This is a genomic window from Photorhabdus sp. CRCIA-P01 (assembly GCF_003545805.1).
GTDB lineage: Bacteria > Pseudomonadota > Gammaproteobacteria > Enterobacterales > Enterobacteriaceae > Photorhabdus > Photorhabdus antumapuensis.
Window position 1 is genome coordinate 92,905 of record NZ_NMQR01000012.1, and the last position, 19,847, is coordinate 112,751.

Consider the following 19,847-nt stretch of genomic DNA (forward strand, 5'->3'; position numbering starts at 1 on the left):
TTCTTTGAAAGATGTGATCTGTCTTGGATCATGATTTCTAATATATGAGTATATTTTGATTGACTTTAAATCACAGGAATGGGATGAATAATGAAAAAAATTTCTGCATTTGTATTAGCAGCGGCAACGTTAGCACCATCATTCGCTTTTGCTCATGAAGCGGGTGACTTTATTTTCCGCGCAGGTAGTGCAACAGTCAGACCCAATACTGGCTCTGATAATGTGTTAGGTTTGGGATCTCTTAGTGCGGATAATAATACCCAGATGGGTTTGACTTTTGGTTATATGATTACCGATAATATTGGTGTTGAATTACTGGCAGGGACACCTTTCCAGAACAGAGTAAGTTTACCGGGTGTCGGGAATATTGCTAAAATAAAAAGTTTGCCGCCGACATTAATGGCGCAATACTATTTCGGTTCTAAAGAAAATCAATTTCGCCCCTATGTCGGTATTGGTCTAAACTACACGACTTTCTTTAATGAAAAGTTTAATGGTAATGATGCCGTTAAAGATGGTAATTTGCATAGTCTGGATCTGAAAGATTCTTGGGGTGTTGCCGGTCACGTTGGTCTGGATTATGAGTTAGATCAGAACTGGATGATAAATGCCTCTGTGTGGTGGGTAAATATTGAAACGGATGTGAAATTTAAAGCGGGTGACCAGCATCATAAAATCGATACCCGGATTGATCCGTGGGTATTTATGTTTAGTGCCGGTTATCACTTCTGATAAGAGCTGTGTTTGTTTGACATGGCTGTTTGCTATGAAAGGTATATAAAAGTATGGGGCAGGTTCTGCCCCATTTTTATACTATATTTTTTACATTACAGTTGAGTGGCAGACTTCATTTTTGATACAAATTCAGCCAGTTTTCCCAGCATTGTTTCTGGCTGAGAAAGATTTTGTTCAATAATTTTAACGACGGCCGATCCGGAAATGGTTCCCGCTGCGCCACTCGCTAATGTTTCTTTTACCTGCTTAGGTTCTGAAATACCAAATCCCTGTAACGGTGGTGCAGCATGATATTCCCGTAGTTTATTGACTAGATGATTTAACGGTTTTTCACCTCGTCTTTCTATACCGGTCACTCCTGCTCTTGATAATAAGTAGGTATATCCGCGGCCATAAGAAGCAATTTCACGTAATAGTTCATCTTCCGCGTCGGGGGGACAAATAAAAATGGGGGCAATCCCATGTTTCATGGCTGCGGTACGGAATGGCCGTGATTCTGGCATGGGAACATCTGCAACTAATACCGAATCGATATCCGTATCTTTGCAACGGCGGTAGAACTCATCTATTCCATGATGAAAAACCAGGTTGGCATACATTAATAAACCAATAGGAATATCAGGATATTTTGCCCGAATTTTTGTTAATAGTTCAAAACAGAGCGTGGGAGTCACATTTGAGGAGAAAGCCCGCAGATTAGCATTCTGAATGGTCGGGCCGTCAGCCAGCGGATCGGAAAAAGGAATACTTAACTCAAGAGCATCAGCACCACCGATAATCAGTGCATCAATAATTTTCAATGATAATTCCGGGGTTGGATCACCTAGGGTGACAAAGGGGACAAAAGCACCTTGTTTACGGCTTTCCAGTTGTTTAAATAGCTGCTCGTAACGTTCCATTAGATTTCCCCCTTGGATTTTAAAATATCGTGGACAGTAAATATGTCTTTATCACCGCGACCGGATAGGTTAACGATCAGTAATTGCTCTTTATCAGGAGCCTGATGAATCATTTTCAAAGCATAAGCCAGCGCATGAGAGGATTCGAGGGCTGGAATAATGCCTTCCTCACGGGAAAGGGCTTTGAATGCTTCTAATGCTTCATCATCGGTGATGGAAACATAGTCAGCCCGTCCAATGCTGTTCAGATAGGCATGTTGAGGGCCAACGGAAGGGAAATCCAGACCGGCGGAAATAGAATAAGACTCTTCAATCTGGCCTTCATCTGTCTGCATCATTGGCGATTTCATACCAAAATAGATACCCAATTTGCCATGTTTCAGTGGAGCGCCATGTTTACCGGTTTCGATACCGTGCCCGGCAGGTTCAATACCAATCAGGCGGACTGATGTTTCGGGAATAAATTCGGCAAACATGCCAATGGCATTGGAGCCTCCACCAACACAGGCCAACACGGCATCGGGCAGACGTCCCTCTTTTGCCAGAATCTGGGATTTGGCTTCTTCGCCGATCATACGCTGGAACTCTCGGACCATCGTCGGATAAGGATGTGGTCCAGCGGCAGTCCCTAATAAATAGTGGGCTTTATCATAGCTACCAGACCAATCACGTAACGCTTCATTGCAAGCATCTTTTAAGGTGGCGGAGCCGCTGTGAACCGGAATAACTTCGGCTCCCATCAGACGCATGCGGAAAACATTAGGGGATTGGCGCTCCACATCTTTAGCGCCCATATAAATGCGGCATTTCATATTTAAAAGTGCGCAGGTGAGGGCGGTTGCTACACCATGTTGACCCGCGCCGGTTTCTGCAATAATTTCGTTTTTGCCCATGCGTTTTGCCAATAGTGCCTGACCAAGTACCTGATTGGTTTTATGGGCACCGCCGTGTAATAGATCTTCTCGTTTCAGATAAAGGCGAGTTTTGGTGCCTTTCGTCAGATTACGGCATAAAGTTAATGCCGTTGGCCTGCCTGCATAATTTTTTAGTAGATCTTGAAATTCTTGCTGGAATTCGGGATCTTGCTGAGCGGCAATAAATGCGGCTTCTAATTGTTCAAGGGCTGGAATAAGGATCTGCGGTACAAATTGTCCACCGAAATCACCAAAATAGGGGTTAAGCTTACTCATTATTCTATTTGTCCATTGTTATTAATTGGAAAATTGTTATTAATTGGAAAATTGTCATTAATCGGAAAATTGTTGTTTATTGGTAACAGCGTAGTCGCTGAAACACTTTATTTAATTTATGGCTGCTTTTGATGCCGGGTGCGCTTTCGACGCCAGAGTTAAAGTCAAGTCCGCAACAGCCATATTTTGCTGCTTGTTGGCAATTTTCTTCATTCAATCCACCGGCTAGCATGATGTTGGCGAGTGAGTGTTTTTCAAGTAATTGCCAATCGAAACTTTGGCCGGTTCCACCTTTGCCGTTATCAAGTAAATAACGGTCAACATTTCCGGCTTTGGTGTGAAGTTCATCTTTCGACATATCAATTGCTTTCCAGATTTGACAATTTTCAGGCAGTGTTTTTCGCAGTTCCGCAATATAAACTTCGCCTTCGGCGCCATGTAATTGCACCGCCGCCAGAGAAAGGGCACGGGCGGTATGATTGATGAATGACGATGATTGATTTTGAAATACCCCGACATATTTGAGATTTGCTGCATTGATAATTTGTTGGGCCTGTTGGATATCAATCTTGCGAGGTGAATGTTCAGCAAATATCAAACCACCATACACAGCACCTGCCTGTAATGCCTCTTTTGCATCTTGTGGGCGAGTTAATCCACAGACTTTATTTTCACCCAGAATCAGTTGACGTAATGCTAAGTCCAGATTGTGTTGGGCCATCAAAGCACTGCCAATGAGAAAGCCATTAGCATAATGGCTAAGCTCACGAATTTGTTGATGCTGGTGGATACCCGATTCGCTAATAACAATGGTTTCTTCCGGTAACTGTGGCGCAAGTTGTTTGGTACGGTTTAAATCGATGGAAAGATCTCTCAGATCACGGTTATTGATACCAATAACTTTAGCTTTTAGTGCAACCGCTCTGGCTCGCTCTTCCTCCGAGCTGATTTCAGTCAGTACACCCATATTCAGGCTATGCGCAAGTTCAGACAGCGCAATATATTGCTGATCATCAAGCACGGAAAGCATCAGCAAAATCGCATCGGCTTGATAATAACGGGCAAGATAAACTTGATAAGGATCGATAATAAAATCTTTGCACAATACTGGCTGGTGAACAGCATCACTGACTAAACGAAGAAATTCATAGTTGCCTTGAAAATATTTTTCATCAGTTAATACAGAGATGGCGGTTGCATGGGGCTGATAAATTTTCGCTATTTGAATGGGATCAAAATCCTGACGAATAACGCCTTTAGAAGGAGATGCCTTTTTGCATTCCAGAATAAAAACCGTCTGTTCACTGTTTAGTGCCTGATAAAAATGGCGGTTGCTGGCAACAACAGCATCAATAAAACTTTCCAATGGTTGTTGCTGTTTGCGATTAATAAGATATTCGGCTTTATCATTAACAATTTTCTGTAAAATGGTAGCTTGCATGATTAACTCCTTGTTGCAAGTGCTATAACTCGTTCATAAGCTCGGCCACTGTGAATAGTTTCGAGAGCTTGTTGTGTGTTATGACGTAAATCTTCCTGTCCATGAATTTTCATTAACAGAGCAACGTTAGCCGCAACGGCATCTGCATGGGCTTTCTTACCCCGTCCTTGTAACAATAAACTGAGCATTTCACGATTATCCACTGGTGAACCTCCTTTTAATGCGGACATTGGATGACGTTGTAAACCAAAATCTTCGGCATTTAATTGATAATGGGTAATTTCTCCCTCGTTAATTTCCGCCACTTTCGTTGGTGCATGCAGTGCGACTTCATCCATGCCACCACTGTGTACAACCGCTGCCCGTTGATAGCCGAGAACCAGTAAGGTTCGAGCGATAGGCTCAACGAGCTCGGGACTGTAGACGCCAATTAATGCCAATGGCGGACGTGCCGGGTTAATCAAAGGACCTAATATATTAAATATAGTCCGGGTTTTCAGTTGTTGACGTACCGGCATCGAATGACAGAATCCCAGATGATAATGTGGCGCAAATAGGAAACAGATGCCAATTTCATCCAGTGCACTACGAGCACATTCCGCGCTGATGTCAAGGGCGATCCCAAACGCTGCCAGCAAATCAGAAGAACCTGATCGGCTGGAAACACTGCGATTACCATGTTTGGCAATTTTAATATGGCAAGCCGAGGCGACAAAGGCACTGGCGGTTGAAATATTGATACTGTTCGCACCATCACCGCCCGTTCCGACGATATCGCAGAAAGTGTAATCCGGCCGTGGAAATGGCAGGGCATTTGCCAATAATGCTTGGGCTGCACCGGCAATCTCCTGTGGTTGTTCACCCCGTAATTTCATGCTGATAAGTACGGCAGCGAGTTGTGGTTCACTTAATTCTCCTTGAATAATGGCGGCAAATAGTTGCTGGCTTTCTTGTTGTGTCAGTGTCTGCGCATTAAACAATTTGTTGAAAATAGCTTGCATTTTCATCTCTCCTTTAATTTAGTGCCCAAACCAGAGTTTGTTCAAGCAATTTAGCGCCATGAGTTGTGAGAATCGATTCTGGGTGAAATTGAAATCCACAAACCTTATGTTTATCGTGGCGAACCGCCATAACCGTGTCGCCACAACGGGCGGAAATAGTCAGTTCAGATGGAATTCGTCTACCCGTGAGAGAGTGATAACGAGCAACGGGTAGCGGGTTTTCCAGATTAGCGAACATAGCTTGATTATCGTGTTTTGCCAGAGAAGCTTTGCCGTGTAGGATCTCATCAGCCGCGGAAATTTCTCCACCATAAGCTTCAATAATGGCTTGATGCCCAAGACAGATGCCGATCACAGGGATTTTGCCGATGGTTTGTTGGAGTAATTGAGGCATACAACCTGCGTCAGAGGGTTTACCCGGTCCCGGTGAAAGCATCAATAACGGAGAGGAGAGCATTCTTAATTGCTGCATAATCATTTCAGTTGCAACAGTATTACGATAGATAACAACTTGATGACCATGATGACGTAATTGATCGACGAGGTTATAGGTGAATGAATCCACGTTGTCGAGTAGAAGAATATTTGCCATTAGAACATCTCCTCTGCCTGATGAGCCTCAATAATTGCACGAATGACTGCTCTTGCTTTGTTGCGGGTCTCTTCGGATTCGGCTAAAGGTTCGGAATCCAGTACGATACCTGCGCCAACCTGAATAGTCGCTATGCCATCTTCTACATAAGCAGAGCGGATAACGATACAATTATCCATATCCCCTTTGCCGGTGAAATAACCGACAGCACCGCCGTAGCTGCCTCGGCGTTCACTTTCGTAGTGAGCGATAAGTTGCATTGCGCGTACTTTCGGTGCGCCGGTAAGGGTGCCCATATTCATACACGCTTGATAAGCATGAAAAATATCTAAATCATGGCGTAATGTTCCCACGACGCGGGAGACCAGATGCATAACAAAAGAGTAGCGATCGACTTTTGTCAGATCAGAGACATAACGGCTGCCCGGTTCACAAATGCGAGCCAGGTCATTACGGGCCAAATCAACCAGCATCAAGTGTTCAGCCAATTCCTTATGATCTGTTCGCATCTCCAGTTCGGTTCGGCTGTCTAGATCAGCATCCAGCTCGCCGGCAGCATTGCGCCCACGAGGGCGGGTGCCGGCGATCGGGTAAATTTCAATCTGGCGATTGGACGCATCATATTTAAGTGCGCTTTCAGGAGAAGCACCAAACAGACAGAACTCCTTGTCCTGCATGAAAAACATGTAAGGACTTGGATTATGGTACTTAAGTTTTTGATAAGCATGAAGCGGTGCCGGGCAGGGCAGAAAGAAGCGTCTTGATGGCACGACCTGAAAAATATCCCCTTGGCGGATGTATTGTTGTAACTGTGCCACCATTTCTGCATAGGTCTTGTCATCCCGATTGTATGAAACTTTCATGGTTGGCAGAGAGATTTGTTGTACTGGTTCAATGGGCTCGGTAATGAGTGCCGCTAATGCTTTCAATCGTTGCTTAAGGTGCTGCTCTTCTGCTTGAGAATCACTGAAAAGCGAAACTTGCAAGCGTGAATTTTCATTCTGGTGGTCGATCACCAATAACGTTTCTGCGAGATAAAAACAGAAATCAGGACAGCGTTGAACGGTTTTTACTGCCGGTAACGGCTCAAATCCGGCCACCAAGTCGTAGGAAAACAGGCCACCAACGAATATCGCTTCTGTATTGTATGGCAATGAATTGAACGGAGATGAATTGTATGGTGATGGCTCTTCCTCCAGAGAAAGTAGGGCACGCAGTGCATCAAATACGGATACAGCTTTCAGACGATTATCTTCATCTAACCGATTGTGATTGATTGGAGGGAAGGTAACTTGCAGAGCATCATGTGTCATTTCAGATTGAACGTTGCTGGGAAATTTGTTGGCTAAGATAGGTAATAAAGTTCGGCCATTTTCTGTCAAAGCGTCAAAAGTCACCTGATTGCCGTTGGCACTGATGCGCAAGGCACTATCGATAATTAGCAGACTTTTTAAGTTTTTTTTGCTGTTAATTTCTGCGGATTCCAGCAATAAAGTTGCTGGTCGCTCACCACAGAGTTGATTGAATAGTAGAGTAGGATCGGGTTGGTAAGCGGTTTCTTGCTCGATTACTGTGATTTTTGGTTGTTTATCCGTCATTTTTTCGTCCTGTTAATCAGTTATGCATATAAAAAAACCCGCTGGTTAGGCGGGTTTTGGTAATTTGGCACTGTTAATTTATGTGCGTGACCATACCGCCCTTACTGGGAAGTTATGCCACCAACGGATAGACGTCATGAATACAGCCATTTTCAGTGCCTCTTTAATATTGGTATACAAGACAATATCGCTCTCACTCTCGTACTAGTAAAGTGGAACGGCATTAGTGTGTCAAGGATTTTTTGGCGCATTTATTAATTTGTGCGGTCACGGGTAACGCCTTAGTCATTAAGCGGTACTTAAAAGTGTTGATGATCATAATTAAATTGCCGTACTATTCCTCGAATTTAGGAATGATCAACATTATAAGCAGTTAATTTCCTATAGAACTTAGGTTATGAAAATTAATATTATTAGAGGAAATTGAAGGTTAATTTGGTGATGTTTTGTTACAGTGTAACATAAAGTGTTCAATAGTTAGAGATAGGATAATATAGGGTGCTTAATTTTAATGAAATTATTATCTTACTGTCACAAATAACTCATATTATTATTTCATGATATAGCTATGATATATATTTAGTAATATTAAGTAGGTAAATCATGTTTCATGGAAAAAAGAATTTAGCGATAGTCAAAATGGGTTAAAGAGCAGGATTGGCTGGATTTTGTTTGAGTCAATAGGCAAACGAGGAGAATAGATAATCAATTTTTATATCTGCATATGAAAAAAAGAGGTTTAACCGATATTACTGTGAGAAGTAGTATTCATGGCTCTAACATATCGTGTTATTTAAAATTTAGATCTTTATCAGTTAACGCGATGTAATCCTTTGTATTTAATACGTTATAGGTATGCCAGGGGGAACGATATTCTGGCATGGACTGCCATGATTTAACTCTCTGATGTTTAAAATAATTGTACTATTAGTGGAGTAAGATATGAGTGAAAATGAACCCAAAGCAGATAGCCAATTGGTGTATGAAACTGATCCACATAAAGTTAAAGATTCGGAAGAAGGTGCGGCGCAGAAAACTTATCGGTTAAATGGTTTTGATCCTAAAACAACCGATGGCGCATTATCCTATACACCAACAAGACTTGCTAAAACTGTTTTTAATACTTACGAGGAGAAGGATGATTTTGGCGTTTTCTGTTATTTATCTGATTGGTCAATCTATGATGAACGTTTAGCGCCGATAAATGATGATTCTTTTAAAAAGAATGGTGGCAGAAGTGCTGATTTAATGCGCTTTAAAGGTGATAAAGAAAAAGGAAAACCGTTTAAAAGAATTATCTTTAGCTTTGCAGGTATTATTGGCGATCCCGGGGAGAAGAAAGCAACTATCATCGCTGCCGCGGGTGTAAATGGATGGCAAATGGGGAATGCTGAACAAGATATTCTTGAGAATCACGAAGGTAAACCTATTCCAATTGATCCTTGGGCTGATGTTGCAGCTTATCTTAATTGTGGTTTTACTCAATGGGCGGGCAATCCTATAGATTTATATCAGCAAGATAAAGCCCAAGGGGTATTAGGAGGATTACGTTTACTTAAAGATGAAAATCCGGATCTGGAAATTTCCGTCAGCGTTGGCGGTTGGTCAATGAGTGGTGCTTTTTATAAAGTTTGCCGTGATGAGAAACTGCGACAACGATTTGTTGAGGGGGTTAAAGATTTATACACCAGATTCCCTATGCTAACTCATATTGATCTTGATTGGGAATATCCTGGTTCTGCGGGGGAAGGTAACCCATTTGGTGAAGATGATTATAAGTATTTTGCTGAGCTTATTAAGGATTTAAAAAATGCCAATATCAGTAATTTAAAAGGAATTAGTATTGCTGCTTCTGCCGATATAGAAAAAATCAAAGCAGCACATATTCCAGAATTAATCGCCGCCGGTGTCAATGAAATCAACTTAATGACTTATGATTTCTTTACATTAGGCGATAAAAAAATATCTCATCATACCAATCTTTATCGCAAAGAAGATGATCAATATTCTAAATATTCAGTCGATGATGCAGTTAACTATCTTATCTCTTTAGGGATTGATAAGAAATTAATTTATATCGGCTATTCTGGTTATACACGTAATGCCAAAACTGCGGAGTTAGAGAGTAAGGATAATGAACAGCTGGTTGGAACATATACAGATGGAACATCCACGGTAGGGAGTTTCGAATACAGCGTCACTGAATGGACAGATATTATCTATAACTATGTTGATTATGAAAATCAAATAGGTCGTAATGGTTTTTCAGTTTTTCATGATCCGGTAGCTAAAGCTGACTATCTTTATAATAAAGATCTCAAAGTATTTATGTCGTTAGATACGCCACGCTCAGTCAGAGAAAAAGGCCGCTATGTTAAAGAAAAAGGTTTAGGTGGTTTATTTATTTGGACCGGCGATCAAGATAATGGCTTGCTAACTAATGCGGCTCATGAAGGATTGGGTCGTAAGGCGATTAAAAAAGTGATTGAAATGGAGCCGTTTTATTTCGAAGGTGAACTTCCTTCTTACGATAAACCGAAAGAGAAGCAGTGTGAAGAATGTAAATTAAATTGAATTTATGCTTTAAAAAATCTCACTACTTAAGGTGGTTATAGTCTCTATAACTGTTCTATTCAGGTGTTGCCGATTAATTAGGTTGGGAATAATGTAATGGATAAATATAAAAGCATTTCTCGTGAAAAACAGGATGTAACAAAAGTATCACCATTATTATCCGCGGTGGCGGAAATAAAATCATCAGCATCGCTAATATTGACGAAAAGTTATATGTTATCAGATTCAGAGCAGAAGGAAGATAATTCCACTGTTACTCTGGTCAATACACTCCAGCGTCTGGGATATCACTCAATTTTTGATATTGTTGAAGTATCAAGGCAGCGATTTATTAAACGTCACAACGAATCTTTGTCGGGACATGCAGAGGTAATCTTTGATAAAGCAGTGAGTGCGGCTAATCAATTAGTACAAAGTTATCGGCAAAGGCAACTAAGAGATTACGATGGCACAACATTAAGGAAAACGAATCATCAGGCAAGATATTTTTCTTATAGCAATAGTGATCCAGATGAAAAAGAAAAATTACCTGATTACAGCAACTTATTTCCTGAGCCTTGGGATAACTTCTGTCAGCCAAACGCTATTGAGTCCCTTGACAGTCCGGTAAATTACCTGCTTGATCTTTATAAGTTTGTACAACAAATAGAGCTGGATGGTTCCAATAATGCCGTGGGATTGGAGCAAAGGCGCGCTGATATTCCTGACTTATTACTTAATAGTGATAATCTTTACAAAGAGGTGACGGCAATATCTATTGTGAATGATGTTTTGTCGAAAAGTGCCAGGGAATATATTGATCAGACAGGCCAGGCGGATAAACCGGTTAATCAGGTTTTAGGAGAGACCCGCTTTCCCTTTACATTACCTTATAATTTACCTTCTCAGCAAATCAATAAAGGCTTGGCCGAAAAAGAGACCGAATTAGGTACAGTTATTCAGCAAGTGGATCAGCAATTTCCCTGGCATATCTTAACTGAAAAACGTGATCAGGCTCTGCTTGCTTATACTCAATTAAGTCAGGAGCAAATAGCTTTACTGAAAGAGGAAAGTCCATTTGCGCAAAACTTTTTATCACGTGAACAACTTATTAAGAGTTATTTCAGCGCAAGTACAACAGAAGTATTGCCTGAACGTGATATTTCAAAACATGCTTATATTATTCATGCTGATGAGAATATCACTGGCCCGACACTGTTGAGTGATAATGTTGATAAAGCCTATGATGAAATTGTCATTACCTGTGAAAATAAAAATAAAGAGACCATCAAAGTTAAACTTCGTGGTGAAAATGTTCTGACCTATAACCGCGTAAAAGCAAGGATGGAACCTTTTAATAATTCATCGCCATTTAGTCGACAGTTAAAATTAACTTATGTAGAAAGTGATAATAGTGCAATTGGTAATTTGGATAATGGTCCTTTCTTTGGTGAAATGACAGTTTATGCCGCGGTGCCAAAAGAGAGTAAAAATAATGCCTCGGTAAATATTGAAGGTATTAATTTCCTGACCATGACTTACCGTTTTGCCATTGCTAAGCAAGGTACTGAACAATCAGAATTATTGCCAGAAGCAGAGAAGTTTTTCCAAGATAATTATGGTCTTTCTGCGGATGACAGCGTGAAATTAAAACAGATTCTATCTTTTGGTCAACAAACAGGATCAAAAGTGACAGATCTCGAACATTTGTTTAGTAGTGGTGATTTTCGGCCTTTAGTTTCGCCAAATGTGATGTTTTCTAACCCTATTTTAGATAGTGGTCAAACATCAGAACACTTTCCAGCGCCTTACCATTATGGGGGGGTTTATATAAATGCGGGGCAATTAGATGCATTAAGCATTGTGAGAACCGGCTCTGGGCGCGAAATAGAGGCAGTTTCTGATTTTCGCCATGATCGAATGAACCGCTTTATTCGTTTACAGCGTTGGTTAGCGTTACCTTATCATCAACTTGATTTATTAGTAACTTCAGCAATAAAAGCTGAACCTAATAATACCGATCTGGCTATCTCTAATAATACATTAAGAGCATTAGGTTTATTCCGCCATTTATCGACGCAATATAAAGTATTACCGGAGGCGTTTGCCGGATGGATATATCAAATGACGCCATTTGCTATCAGCAATAATATTCCATTTTTTGATCAACTTTTTAATCAGTCTAAACTTTTTGACCAACCTTTAATTCTGGATGGGAAAGCATTTAACTATACGGAAAATCAAGGAGATGGAGCGAAAACAGTTAAACAATTGTGTGCTGGGCTAGCTATTTCTTTATCCACGTTTCAAGTCATTGCGCCTATCGTTCAGAACACGTTGAAGCTCTCTGCTGGCAAATTGGTGCGTAATCTTGATGTCGTATCCAGACTTTATCGTCTGGTGACTATTCCACGATTATTTGGTTTTTCTGCGGAAGATGGATTAATTCTGGCGGATATTTTGACGGATAAAAACGAATATCTGGCAAATATACCGGCTTTGGGAGAAAAAGATGATATCCTTAATATTATTGCTCAAATGGAGGTTTTAACTTCCTGGCTTGCTAAAACAAAACTGACACCGATTAAGCTTTCTCTATTATTAGGTAAAACTCAGCTTCCGGTGGTGCCAACAAATGGCATGTTAACCTTTTATAAGGGAATTTCTGACGGTTTGACTGATAATGTACGTTTGCAAGAATCTGATTTTAATCGGCAAGAAATAAATGGTACAGATTGGTGGACCACTCTGTCAGATGAAAATGGCGTTTTTGATAAGAGTAATGGATTAATTAAAGATATCCCGTTGATATGGGGAAAAACAGACGAGGAGTCTCTGAGGAAAAAGATCGAAGATATTGTAAAAGAGAAAAAGATAACTCCAGATAATAATCAAATTAATATTGTCTTGCAAATCACATTGCAAGCTAAAACCGCACAAGAGAGTCTATTATCTAGTGCTGTTGCGGGTGAATATGGGGTATCAAGAGATATTGTTCCACTACAATTGCGTTGGTTAGGAAGTAGTATTTATTCAGTATTGAAAATGGTGTTAGATAATACGCCAGACAAAGTTGAAGATATTAAAAAAGAGTTTCTGGACTTGACCTACAGTCTGTTAGTTTATACTCAATTAATTAATGCATTGAGCATAAGTAATAATCTATTGTTATTGCGCCTGACAAATCCTAAATGGCTTGGACTAAACATAGATGAAACAACAGAAATATCATTATCGTTAGATGAAATTTTCCTGTTGAATCGCTATCAAGATTTACTGGAAAATGCGAAACAAAATGAAGATAAAATTCAGGAATATTTTACTTTCGCTAACAGTGAAATTTTACCGAAGAGAGAAGAGGATGATAACAATTATAAATGTGCGCAATTACTGGCTGAAATATTAGATTGGGACACTGATGAAATTTATCTTGCTTGTGAAAAAGGCGGATTAGAAAGAAAACGTGCGATGACTTTATCTCAAATAGATTGGATACGACGGCTACAACAATTTTCTGTGAAAACCAACTTATCCGTTGAGCCTTTATTAGGTGCTGGTGCACTTGATGTTAATTCAGATTTTGAAGCTTTCCAAAGCATCGGTGAAGCGGTAATGGCCGCATTAAAAGCGCAAGGAGATGATGATAATGTCTAATTTAATTGAAGCAAAATTACAGGAAAATTTGCGTGACGCATTGGTTGACTATTATCTTGGTCAAATTGTTCCGCATGATACCGCTTTTCAATCTCAGAGTGAAAAAATTAAAAACGTTGATGACTTGTATGATTTTCTATTGTTAGACACTCAGGTTTCTTCCAAAGTCAAAACAGCCCGTGTCGCGCATGTTACTCAATCGGTACAACAATATATTAACCGTATTGTTTTGAATTTAGAGTCAGGGTTATCGATGACTCAGGAAGAGGCCGATAATTGGCAGGAGTTTGCTAATCGTTATGGTTATTGGGCGGCAAATCAACAACTGGCTATTTACCCGGAAGTTTATGTTGATCCCACATTACGTTTAACTAAAACGGAATTCTTTTTCCAACTTGAAAGTGCGCTTAATCAAGGTAAGCTCACGGATGATGTTGCTCAGAAAGCGATATTGGGATATTTGAATAACTTCGAAGAGGTCAGTAATTTAGAGGTTATTGCTGGTTACGAAGATGGGATTAATATTGCCGATGATAAGATCTATTTCATTGCTAAGACCCGTACCCAACCTTACCGTTATTTTTGGCGAACTTTAGATGCCAAACAGCGTAATAATCAGACTGACGAACTTTATCCTACCGCTTGGGGTGAGTGGAAGCTGATTAATGTTCCGTTAGAGAATGCATATAACAGTATTATTCGTCCGATTATTCTAAATAACCGATTGTATATTAGTTGGTTTGAAGTTTCTGAAGAAAAACAAGATAAAGATAATAGTATTAAATATCGCACCAAACTTAATTTGGCTCATTTGGCGTTTGATGGTACCTGGAGTACCGGGACTACCGTTCGTGAAGATTTACTTGACCACTCAATGAAAGAGTTGATTGCGGTGCTCGATCGTACCGGAGATGTTGAACGTTTAGCGTTGGTCGCATTTGTGCGTTTGCAAGGCAAAAATGAGAATAAAGAAGCTTATGATTATGATGAAGTTTTCACTTATGTTTGTGACAACTTATTAATGGCAGCAACGGATTTGCCCAAATCCACTTCAACGCTATCCGATCTGGATGCATATGGTGCTGCTTTAGTTTGGTTCTATTTCCGAGAGACTTCAAATGGCGGGCCGGAAGAATATAAGCAATTAGTTCTTTATCCTGTTAATAATAATATGAAGTGGCCGATCGCGGGAACAATAGAATTTGAAGGAAGTTTAGGTACAATAGATCAATTTGATTTTAAACCTGTTTATGTTGATGGAACATTAAATTTGTCTCTTAATTCCAGTTCAACATATCAATATGATTTTAGCAGAAGTAAAAATATCCTTTATTGTATTTGGCTGGAAGATAGTCAGGGTGAACGGTGTTGGCTTGATTATAAGGTGCTTACTCCAGAAGATTATGATCCAAAATTAAGTTTCACACTGAATCGGTGTGATCGAAATGATATAACGGTTGTTACAGGTTTTAGTTTGCCATCAGAAACTGGAGATATTGCCGGTAAAATTAAGCAAAAACTGAGTGTAGGTAAATTACTTCGTGACAAGATCCAAATTAAACAGACGAAACAAACCCAATATTTACAATTTCCAAAAGAAGAGCCGTCAGAGGAGCAACCAGAAAGTTGGTATTCTGACAAGGCGATTCGTTTAAATACCCTTTTTGCAAAGGAGTTAATTAGTAAGGCGAGTCAAAAACTGGACAAAGTTCTCAGTTGGGAAACTCAAAACATTCATGAAGAGCCGATTACCGGCAAGGTTTCAAAACCTATCGATCTTAAAGGGGCAAATGGTATTTATTTCTGGGAATTATTCTTCCATATGCCATTTATGGTGGCTTGGCGGTTTAATGTCGAACAGCGTTATGAAGAAGCCAGTCGCTGGATTAAGTTTATTTTTAATCCTTTTGAAAGTAATGATGAACCGGCGTTGGAACAAGATAAGCCACGTTATTGGAATAGTCGTCCGATCATTGATGAGCCCAAGAGATTACGTAGTTTGATAGAGCCGTCTGATCCTGATGCAATTTCTGCCAGTGAACCTATTCATTATCGTAAAGCTATTTTTAACTTCTACGTTAAGAATGTTATCGATCAGGGCGATATGGAATATCGCAAGTTACAGCCTACTGCCAGAACGTTGGCTCGTTTGAGCTATGCAACGGCAAGTTCATTATTAGGCGCGCGTCCCGATCTTCAATTAGCCAGTTACTGGCAGCCAATAACCCTTGAGGATGCATCCTATAAGAAGAGTAGCGCGGTACGTGCATTGGAGATGATAAGTTATCCTCTGCCTTATGCCCCGGTGGTTCATGATAAAACTATTCGTGCGCTGGATAATGATCTCTTTATGAAACCTATTAATGAAGAGTTAACGGCTCTGTGGGATAGAATAGAAAACCGGATTTACAATTTACGCCATAATTTAACGCTGGATGGTAAAGAAATTTCCATGGATCTTTATGATTCGAAAATTTCTCCTCGTGGATTAATGAATCAGCGTTATCAGCGAGTTGTTGCGGCCAGAAATACCAGCAGAATGAATTTCAGAGTGCCAAATTATCGCTTTGAACCGATGTTGGCGCGGGCGAAATCGGGTGTCGATACGTTGATACAATTTGGTAGCACCTTATTAAGCCTGTTGGAACGGAAAGATAATTTGAGTTTTGAATCATTTCAGATGGTTCAGAATAATGATCTCTACCGTTTTGCTGTTGACCTCCAGCAACAAGATATCAATATTAACCAGGCCAGTCTTGATGCGTTGCAGGTGAGTAAACAATCTGCTCAGGAGCGGTACGAACATTATAAAAGTCTTTATGATGAAAATATTTCGTCAACCGAGCAGCAGGTTATTGAATTACAAGCTCAGGCATCTTCTGCTTTGTTGGCTTCACAAGTCTCAAGGACGGCTGCGGCGGCATTGGATTTAGTTCCTAATATTTACGGATTGGCTGTTGGGGGTTCACATTGGGGGGCTGCTTTAAATGCTGTTGCTGAAATAGCAACCTTGAAACATCAGTCTGATAGTACTAAAGCTGAAAGCCTCAGTGTTTCTGAATCTTATCGCCGTCGTCGGCAGGAGTGGGAGCTGCAATATAAACAGGCTGAATGGGAAGTAAAATCTATTGATCAGCAAGTTAATATTCAGCAGTTGCAGGTCAGCGCCGCACGTAAGCGTTTGGCGCAAGTTGAAGCGCAGCAACAACAATCTCAGGCACTGTTGGCGTATTTCTCCAGCCGTTTTACTAATGAAAGTTTATATACTTGGATGATTAGCCAAATCTCAAGCCTTTATTTGCAGGTTTATGATGCTGTTTCATCGTTGTGTTTATCCGCACAAGCTTCTTTACAGTATGAGCTTGGGCTAGGCGAGCAGAATTTTATTGATGGCGCGAGCTGGAATGATCTCTACCAAGGGCTATTGGTCGGTGAAAATTTGAAATTGGCTCTGCAACGTATGGAACGCACTTATGTTGAGCAAAATTCACGTAAATTGGAAATTATCAAAACGATTTCGCTTAAATCTTTATTGGGCGAGTCTTGGGAAGATAATCTCAAAGCGCTGAAATCACATAATGCAATCACCTTTAATTTGGATGAGTTAAAACAATTCGGTGCAGATTATCCGGGGTTATTTAATCGGCGGATTAAATCTGTTTCAGTTACGCTGCCTATGTTAATTGGGCCTTATGAAGATATCTGCGCCAAATTAAGTTTGTCGGGTGTAAGCAGTTATACGACCAAAGCGGATCTCAAAACCGTTGAAAAGATGTTGAAAGAAGGAACTCGTGCGGAAACGCCTTATACGGTTCGTAGCATACAGCCCAATCAACAAATCGCTTTATCCACGGGTATTAATGACAGCGGGATGTTCACGCTTAATTTCGATGATGAACGTTTCTTACCCTTTGAGGGGGTAGGAGTAGGATCGAGTTGGAATTTTCACTTTACCAATACCTCGCAGGATTTAGAAAGTCTAACGGATGTGATTTTGCATATTCGATATACCGCGCAGGAAGGGTCTGCATCATTTGGCACAGCTGTTAAGGCATTATTGAACAAGGAAAACCCAGATTTGGCATGACGGGCATTAAGAATTAAATGAATCAGTCATCTGAATTTAAAGTTCTTACTCGTTATCATTAACATTCAAATTAGCCTCTTCTACTGATGTGGAGGCTAAATATAAATTTCATTGGAGTTTATAAATGGTAAACAAATATACTTATACCTCATCGAAATCCATGTCCGACATAAGTGATATTATTGGTGAACCATTAACCGCATGGAAAAATCAGGCCGGCGGCCAAGTTTATAATGTTATTTTTAATGGTGGTGTTTATACCAATACTTATTGGGTTGAGCGCTGGCATATTCCCGATCCCACGGCTAAAGAGGGAACACCGCATAATGCCTGGAAATATATTCGTCAAGCGACGGACGAAGAGATAAAACAACACGGAAATCCTACCGATGGGCGTGTTGATCCGACCGAAGATATTCCTTCACCGGTTTTACAACCAGATGATATTACAGAACAAACCTATCAAAGACCGGATGTTAATTTTAAACCTGATGGTTCAGCGGGCAATCTTTCTTATACTGCGACGCGTGTTTGTCGTCCGATGTTTAATGAATATGAAAGCGATAAATCCAGACCGAAACTTTCTGCTTATATTACTGATTGGTGCCAATATGATGCGCGTTTAGATGGTAAGGATGAAGGGGCGGGTAGTCGGGGCAGAGGATTTGATTTAAGCACTATTAATGTGACTGCCTATGATAAATTAATATTCAGCTTTTTGGGTATTTACGGTGATACTGGTGTAAAAGGGAAGAAGATTAAAGAAGTTGCGGATGGCTGGAATAGCCAGAGTGAAATAAAAATTACTGAAGGCCATATTGTTCCTCTTGATCCTTATGGGGATTTAGGGACTGCCCGTAATGTGGGATTGCCGAAAGAAAGCGCGAATACTGATATCGGGCCAGGAACATTCTTGCCTTATTATCAACAAAAGAGAGCTTCGGGTTTATTAGGTGGATTACGTGAACTGCAAAAAACAGCGCGTTTAGCCGGCCATAAACTTGAACTGGCTTTTAGTATTGGTGGATGGAGTATGTCCGGTTATTTCTCCGTGATGGCGGCTGATGTGGCACTGCGTCGCGTTTTTGTTGACAGTATTGTTGATTTTTTTGAGCGCTTTCCCATGTTCAGTTGTGTCGATATTGACTGGGAATATCCTGGAAGCCAGGGCGAGGAAGGTAATGTTATTAGTGATAAAGATGGAGAACATTACGCTCTGTTAATTAAAGAATTGCGTGAGTCTTTGGATAGTCGATTTGGGCGAGAGGATAGAAAAGAGATCTCCATTGCTTGTAGTGGTGTAAAAGCGAAATTAGAAACCTCTAATATTGCGGAATTAGTCAAGAATGGTCTGGATAATATTTACTTAATGAGTTACGACTATTTTGGTACCGGGTGGGCGCCTTATATTGGTCATCATACGAATCTCTATTCACCAAAAGATCCTGATCCATCAGGTGCATCTGATTTATCCGCGGAAGTTGCTATCAATTATTTACATCAGGATCTTGGCATACCTTGGGATAAAATTCACTTGGGCTATGCTAACTATGGCCGTGCAGGCAAAGGGGCAAAACTTGAAACGCGCGAATATAATAAAACTGGCGATGCATTAGGAACAATGGAAAAAGGCTCACCTGAATTCTTTGATATTGTTAATAATTATCTGGATAGTGAACACACTCTTGCTACCGGGAAAAATGGCTTTGTGTTAATGACGGATACCAACGCTGATGCCGATTTCTTATTTAGTGAGACAGAAGGACACTTTATCTCGTTAGATACCCCTCGCACGGTGAAGCAGAAAGCGGAATATGTCGCGCAGAATAAGCTGGGTGGTATATTTTCTTGGTCAGGCGATCAGGATTGTGGTTTGTTGGCGAATGCAGCCAGAGAAGGGATGGGTTATATTGCTAAATCTAATGATGAGACTATCGACATGGGGCCACTCTATAATCCGGGTAAGCCCTATTATTTGAAATCTATTGGCGAGGTGAAGAAAAACGCTGATTAATTCTTCTTTACCAATAAAAAGGGATATCGTTTTTCTTATCCGTCAAATTTTTTATTCTTAAGATGACAATGTTCAGCCCGATA

At 40.4% G+C, this 19,847-nt stretch carries 11 protein-coding genes and 1 other annotated feature; of the genes, 5 read left to right on the forward strand and 6 right to left on the reverse strand.

Translation table 11 applies throughout. The features are described 5' to 3' along the window. The first annotated feature begins 90 nt into the window (after positions 1 to 90). On the forward strand, positions 91 to 732 hold the full coding sequence (gene ompW / locus D3222_RS09875) for an outer membrane protein OmpW (protein WP_112875886.1): 642 nt from the start codon (positions 91 to 93) through the stop codon (positions 730 to 732). A gap of 95 nt (positions 733 to 827) precedes the next feature. Here ompW and trpA read toward each other — a convergent pair whose 3' ends face one another. The 6 genes from trpA to D3222_RS09905 all read right to left on the reverse strand — a co-directional run bounded on the left by trpA (position 828) and on the right by D3222_RS09905 (position 7,456). Beyond that, positions 828 to 1,634, reverse strand: a complete 807-nt coding sequence (trpA, locus tag D3222_RS09880; protein ID WP_118986003.1) for a tryptophan synthase subunit alpha — start codon at positions 1,632 to 1,634, stop codon at positions 828 to 830. Further along, complete coding sequence (gene trpB, locus D3222_RS09885) at positions 1,634 to 2,824, reverse strand: tryptophan synthase subunit beta (RefSeq protein WP_118986004.1); 1,191 nt, start codon at positions 2,822 to 2,824, stop codon at positions 1,634 to 1,636. Before trpB ends, trpA begins: the two co-directional genes overlap by 1 nt. 76 nt (positions 2,825 to 2,900) lie before the next feature. Further along, on the reverse strand, positions 2,901 to 4,265 hold the full coding sequence (gene trpCF, locus D3222_RS09890; RefSeq protein WP_118986005.1) for a bifunctional indole-3-glycerol-phosphate synthase TrpC/phosphoribosylanthranilate isomerase TrpF: 1,365 nt from the start codon (positions 4,263 to 4,265) through the stop codon (positions 2,901 to 2,903). Between the two features lie 2 nt (positions 4,266 to 4,267). Then, on the reverse strand, positions 4,268 to 5,266 hold the full coding sequence (trpD, locus tag D3222_RS09895) for an anthranilate phosphoribosyltransferase (protein WP_118986006.1): 999 nt from the start codon (positions 5,264 to 5,266) through the stop codon (positions 4,268 to 4,270). A 13-nt stretch (positions 5,267 to 5,279) separates the two neighbouring features. Next, the gene (locus D3222_RS09900; RefSeq protein WP_112875890.1) at positions 5,280 to 5,858 is read right to left on the reverse strand and encodes a glutamine amidotransferase-related protein; all 579 of its coding nucleotides are present in this window, start codon (positions 5,856 to 5,858) and stop codon (positions 5,280 to 5,282) included. Next, positions 5,858 to 7,456: an anthranilate synthase component 1 gene (locus D3222_RS09905; RefSeq protein ID WP_118986007.1), complete on the reverse strand. Its 1,599-nt coding sequence runs from the start codon at positions 7,454 to 7,456 to the stop codon at positions 5,858 to 5,860. Before D3222_RS09905 ends, D3222_RS09900 begins: the two co-directional genes overlap by 1 nt. Positions 7,457 to 7,484: 28 nt before the next feature. Further along, positions 7,485 to 7,585, reverse strand: a sequence feature (Trp leader region). Between the two features lie 813 nt (positions 7,586 to 8,398). On the opposite strand from D3222_RS09905, the gene D3222_RS09910 reads away from it, so the two are divergent. The 4 genes from D3222_RS09910 (at position 8,399) to D3222_RS09925 (ending at position 19,764) form a co-directional block, all read left to right on the forward strand. Next, on the forward strand, positions 8,399 to 10,030 hold the full coding sequence (locus D3222_RS09910) for a glycoside hydrolase family 18 protein (RefSeq protein WP_118986008.1): 1,632 nt from the start codon (positions 8,399 to 8,401) through the stop codon (positions 10,028 to 10,030). A 96-nt stretch (positions 10,031 to 10,126) separates the two neighbouring features. Next, positions 10,127 to 13,663 carry a Tc toxin subunit A gene (locus D3222_RS09915; protein ID WP_118986009.1) on the forward strand — a complete coding sequence of 1,179 codons (3,537 nt, stop codon included), beginning with the start codon at positions 10,127 to 10,129 and terminating at the stop codon, positions 13,661 to 13,663. After that, positions 13,656 to 17,750 (forward strand): neuraminidase-like domain-containing protein, encoded by a 4,095-nt coding sequence (locus tag D3222_RS09920; protein ID WP_118986010.1) that lies wholly within the window; start codon positions 13,656 to 13,658, stop codon positions 17,748 to 17,750. The genes D3222_RS09915 and D3222_RS09920 overlap by 8 nt, the downstream gene beginning before the upstream one ends. A 124-nt stretch (positions 17,751 to 17,874) precedes the next feature. Further along, positions 17,875 to 19,764, forward strand: a complete 1,890-nt coding sequence (locus D3222_RS09925; protein WP_118986011.1) for a glycosyl hydrolase family 18 protein — start codon at positions 17,875 to 17,877, stop codon at positions 19,762 to 19,764. Positions 19,765 to 19,847: the final 83 nt, after the last annotated feature.

What these genes read in the sequence shown, in the direction of transcription:
- ompW (WP_112875886.1), top strand. Translation starts at nt 91, where the DNA reads ATGAAAAAAATTTCTGCATTTGTATTAGCAGCGGCAACGTTAGCACCA.
- trpA (WP_118986003.1), bottom strand. Translation starts at nt 1,634, where the DNA reads ATGGAACGTTACGAGCAGCTATTTAAACAACTGGAAAGCCGTAAACAA.
- trpB (WP_118986004.1), bottom strand. Translation starts at nt 2,824, where the DNA reads ATGAGTAAGCTTAACCCCTATTTTGGTGATTTCGGTGGACAATTTGTA.
- trpCF (WP_118986005.1), bottom strand. Translation starts at nt 4,265, where the DNA reads ATGCAAGCTACCATTTTACAGAAAATTGTTAATGATAAAGCCGAATAT.
- trpD (WP_118986006.1), bottom strand. Translation starts at nt 5,266, where the DNA reads ATGCAAGCTATTTTCAACAAATTGTTTAATGCGCAGACACTGACACAA.
- D3222_RS09900 (WP_112875890.1), bottom strand. Translation starts at nt 5,858, where the DNA reads ATGGCAAATATTCTTCTACTCGACAACGTGGATTCATTCACCTATAAC.
- D3222_RS09905 (WP_118986007.1), bottom strand. Translation starts at nt 7,456, where the DNA reads ATGACGGATAAACAACCAAAAATCACAGTAATCGAGCAAGAAACCGCT.
- D3222_RS09910 (WP_118986008.1), top strand. Translation starts at nt 8,399, where the DNA reads ATGAGTGAAAATGAACCCAAAGCAGATAGCCAATTGGTGTATGAAACT.
- D3222_RS09915 (WP_118986009.1), top strand. Translation starts at nt 10,127, where the DNA reads ATGGATAAATATAAAAGCATTTCTCGTGAAAAACAGGATGTAACAAAA.
- D3222_RS09920 (WP_118986010.1), top strand. Translation starts at nt 13,656, where the DNA reads ATGTCTAATTTAATTGAAGCAAAATTACAGGAAAATTTGCGTGACGCA.
- D3222_RS09925 (WP_118986011.1), top strand. Translation starts at nt 17,875, where the DNA reads ATGGTAAACAAATATACTTATACCTCATCGAAATCCATGTCCGACATA.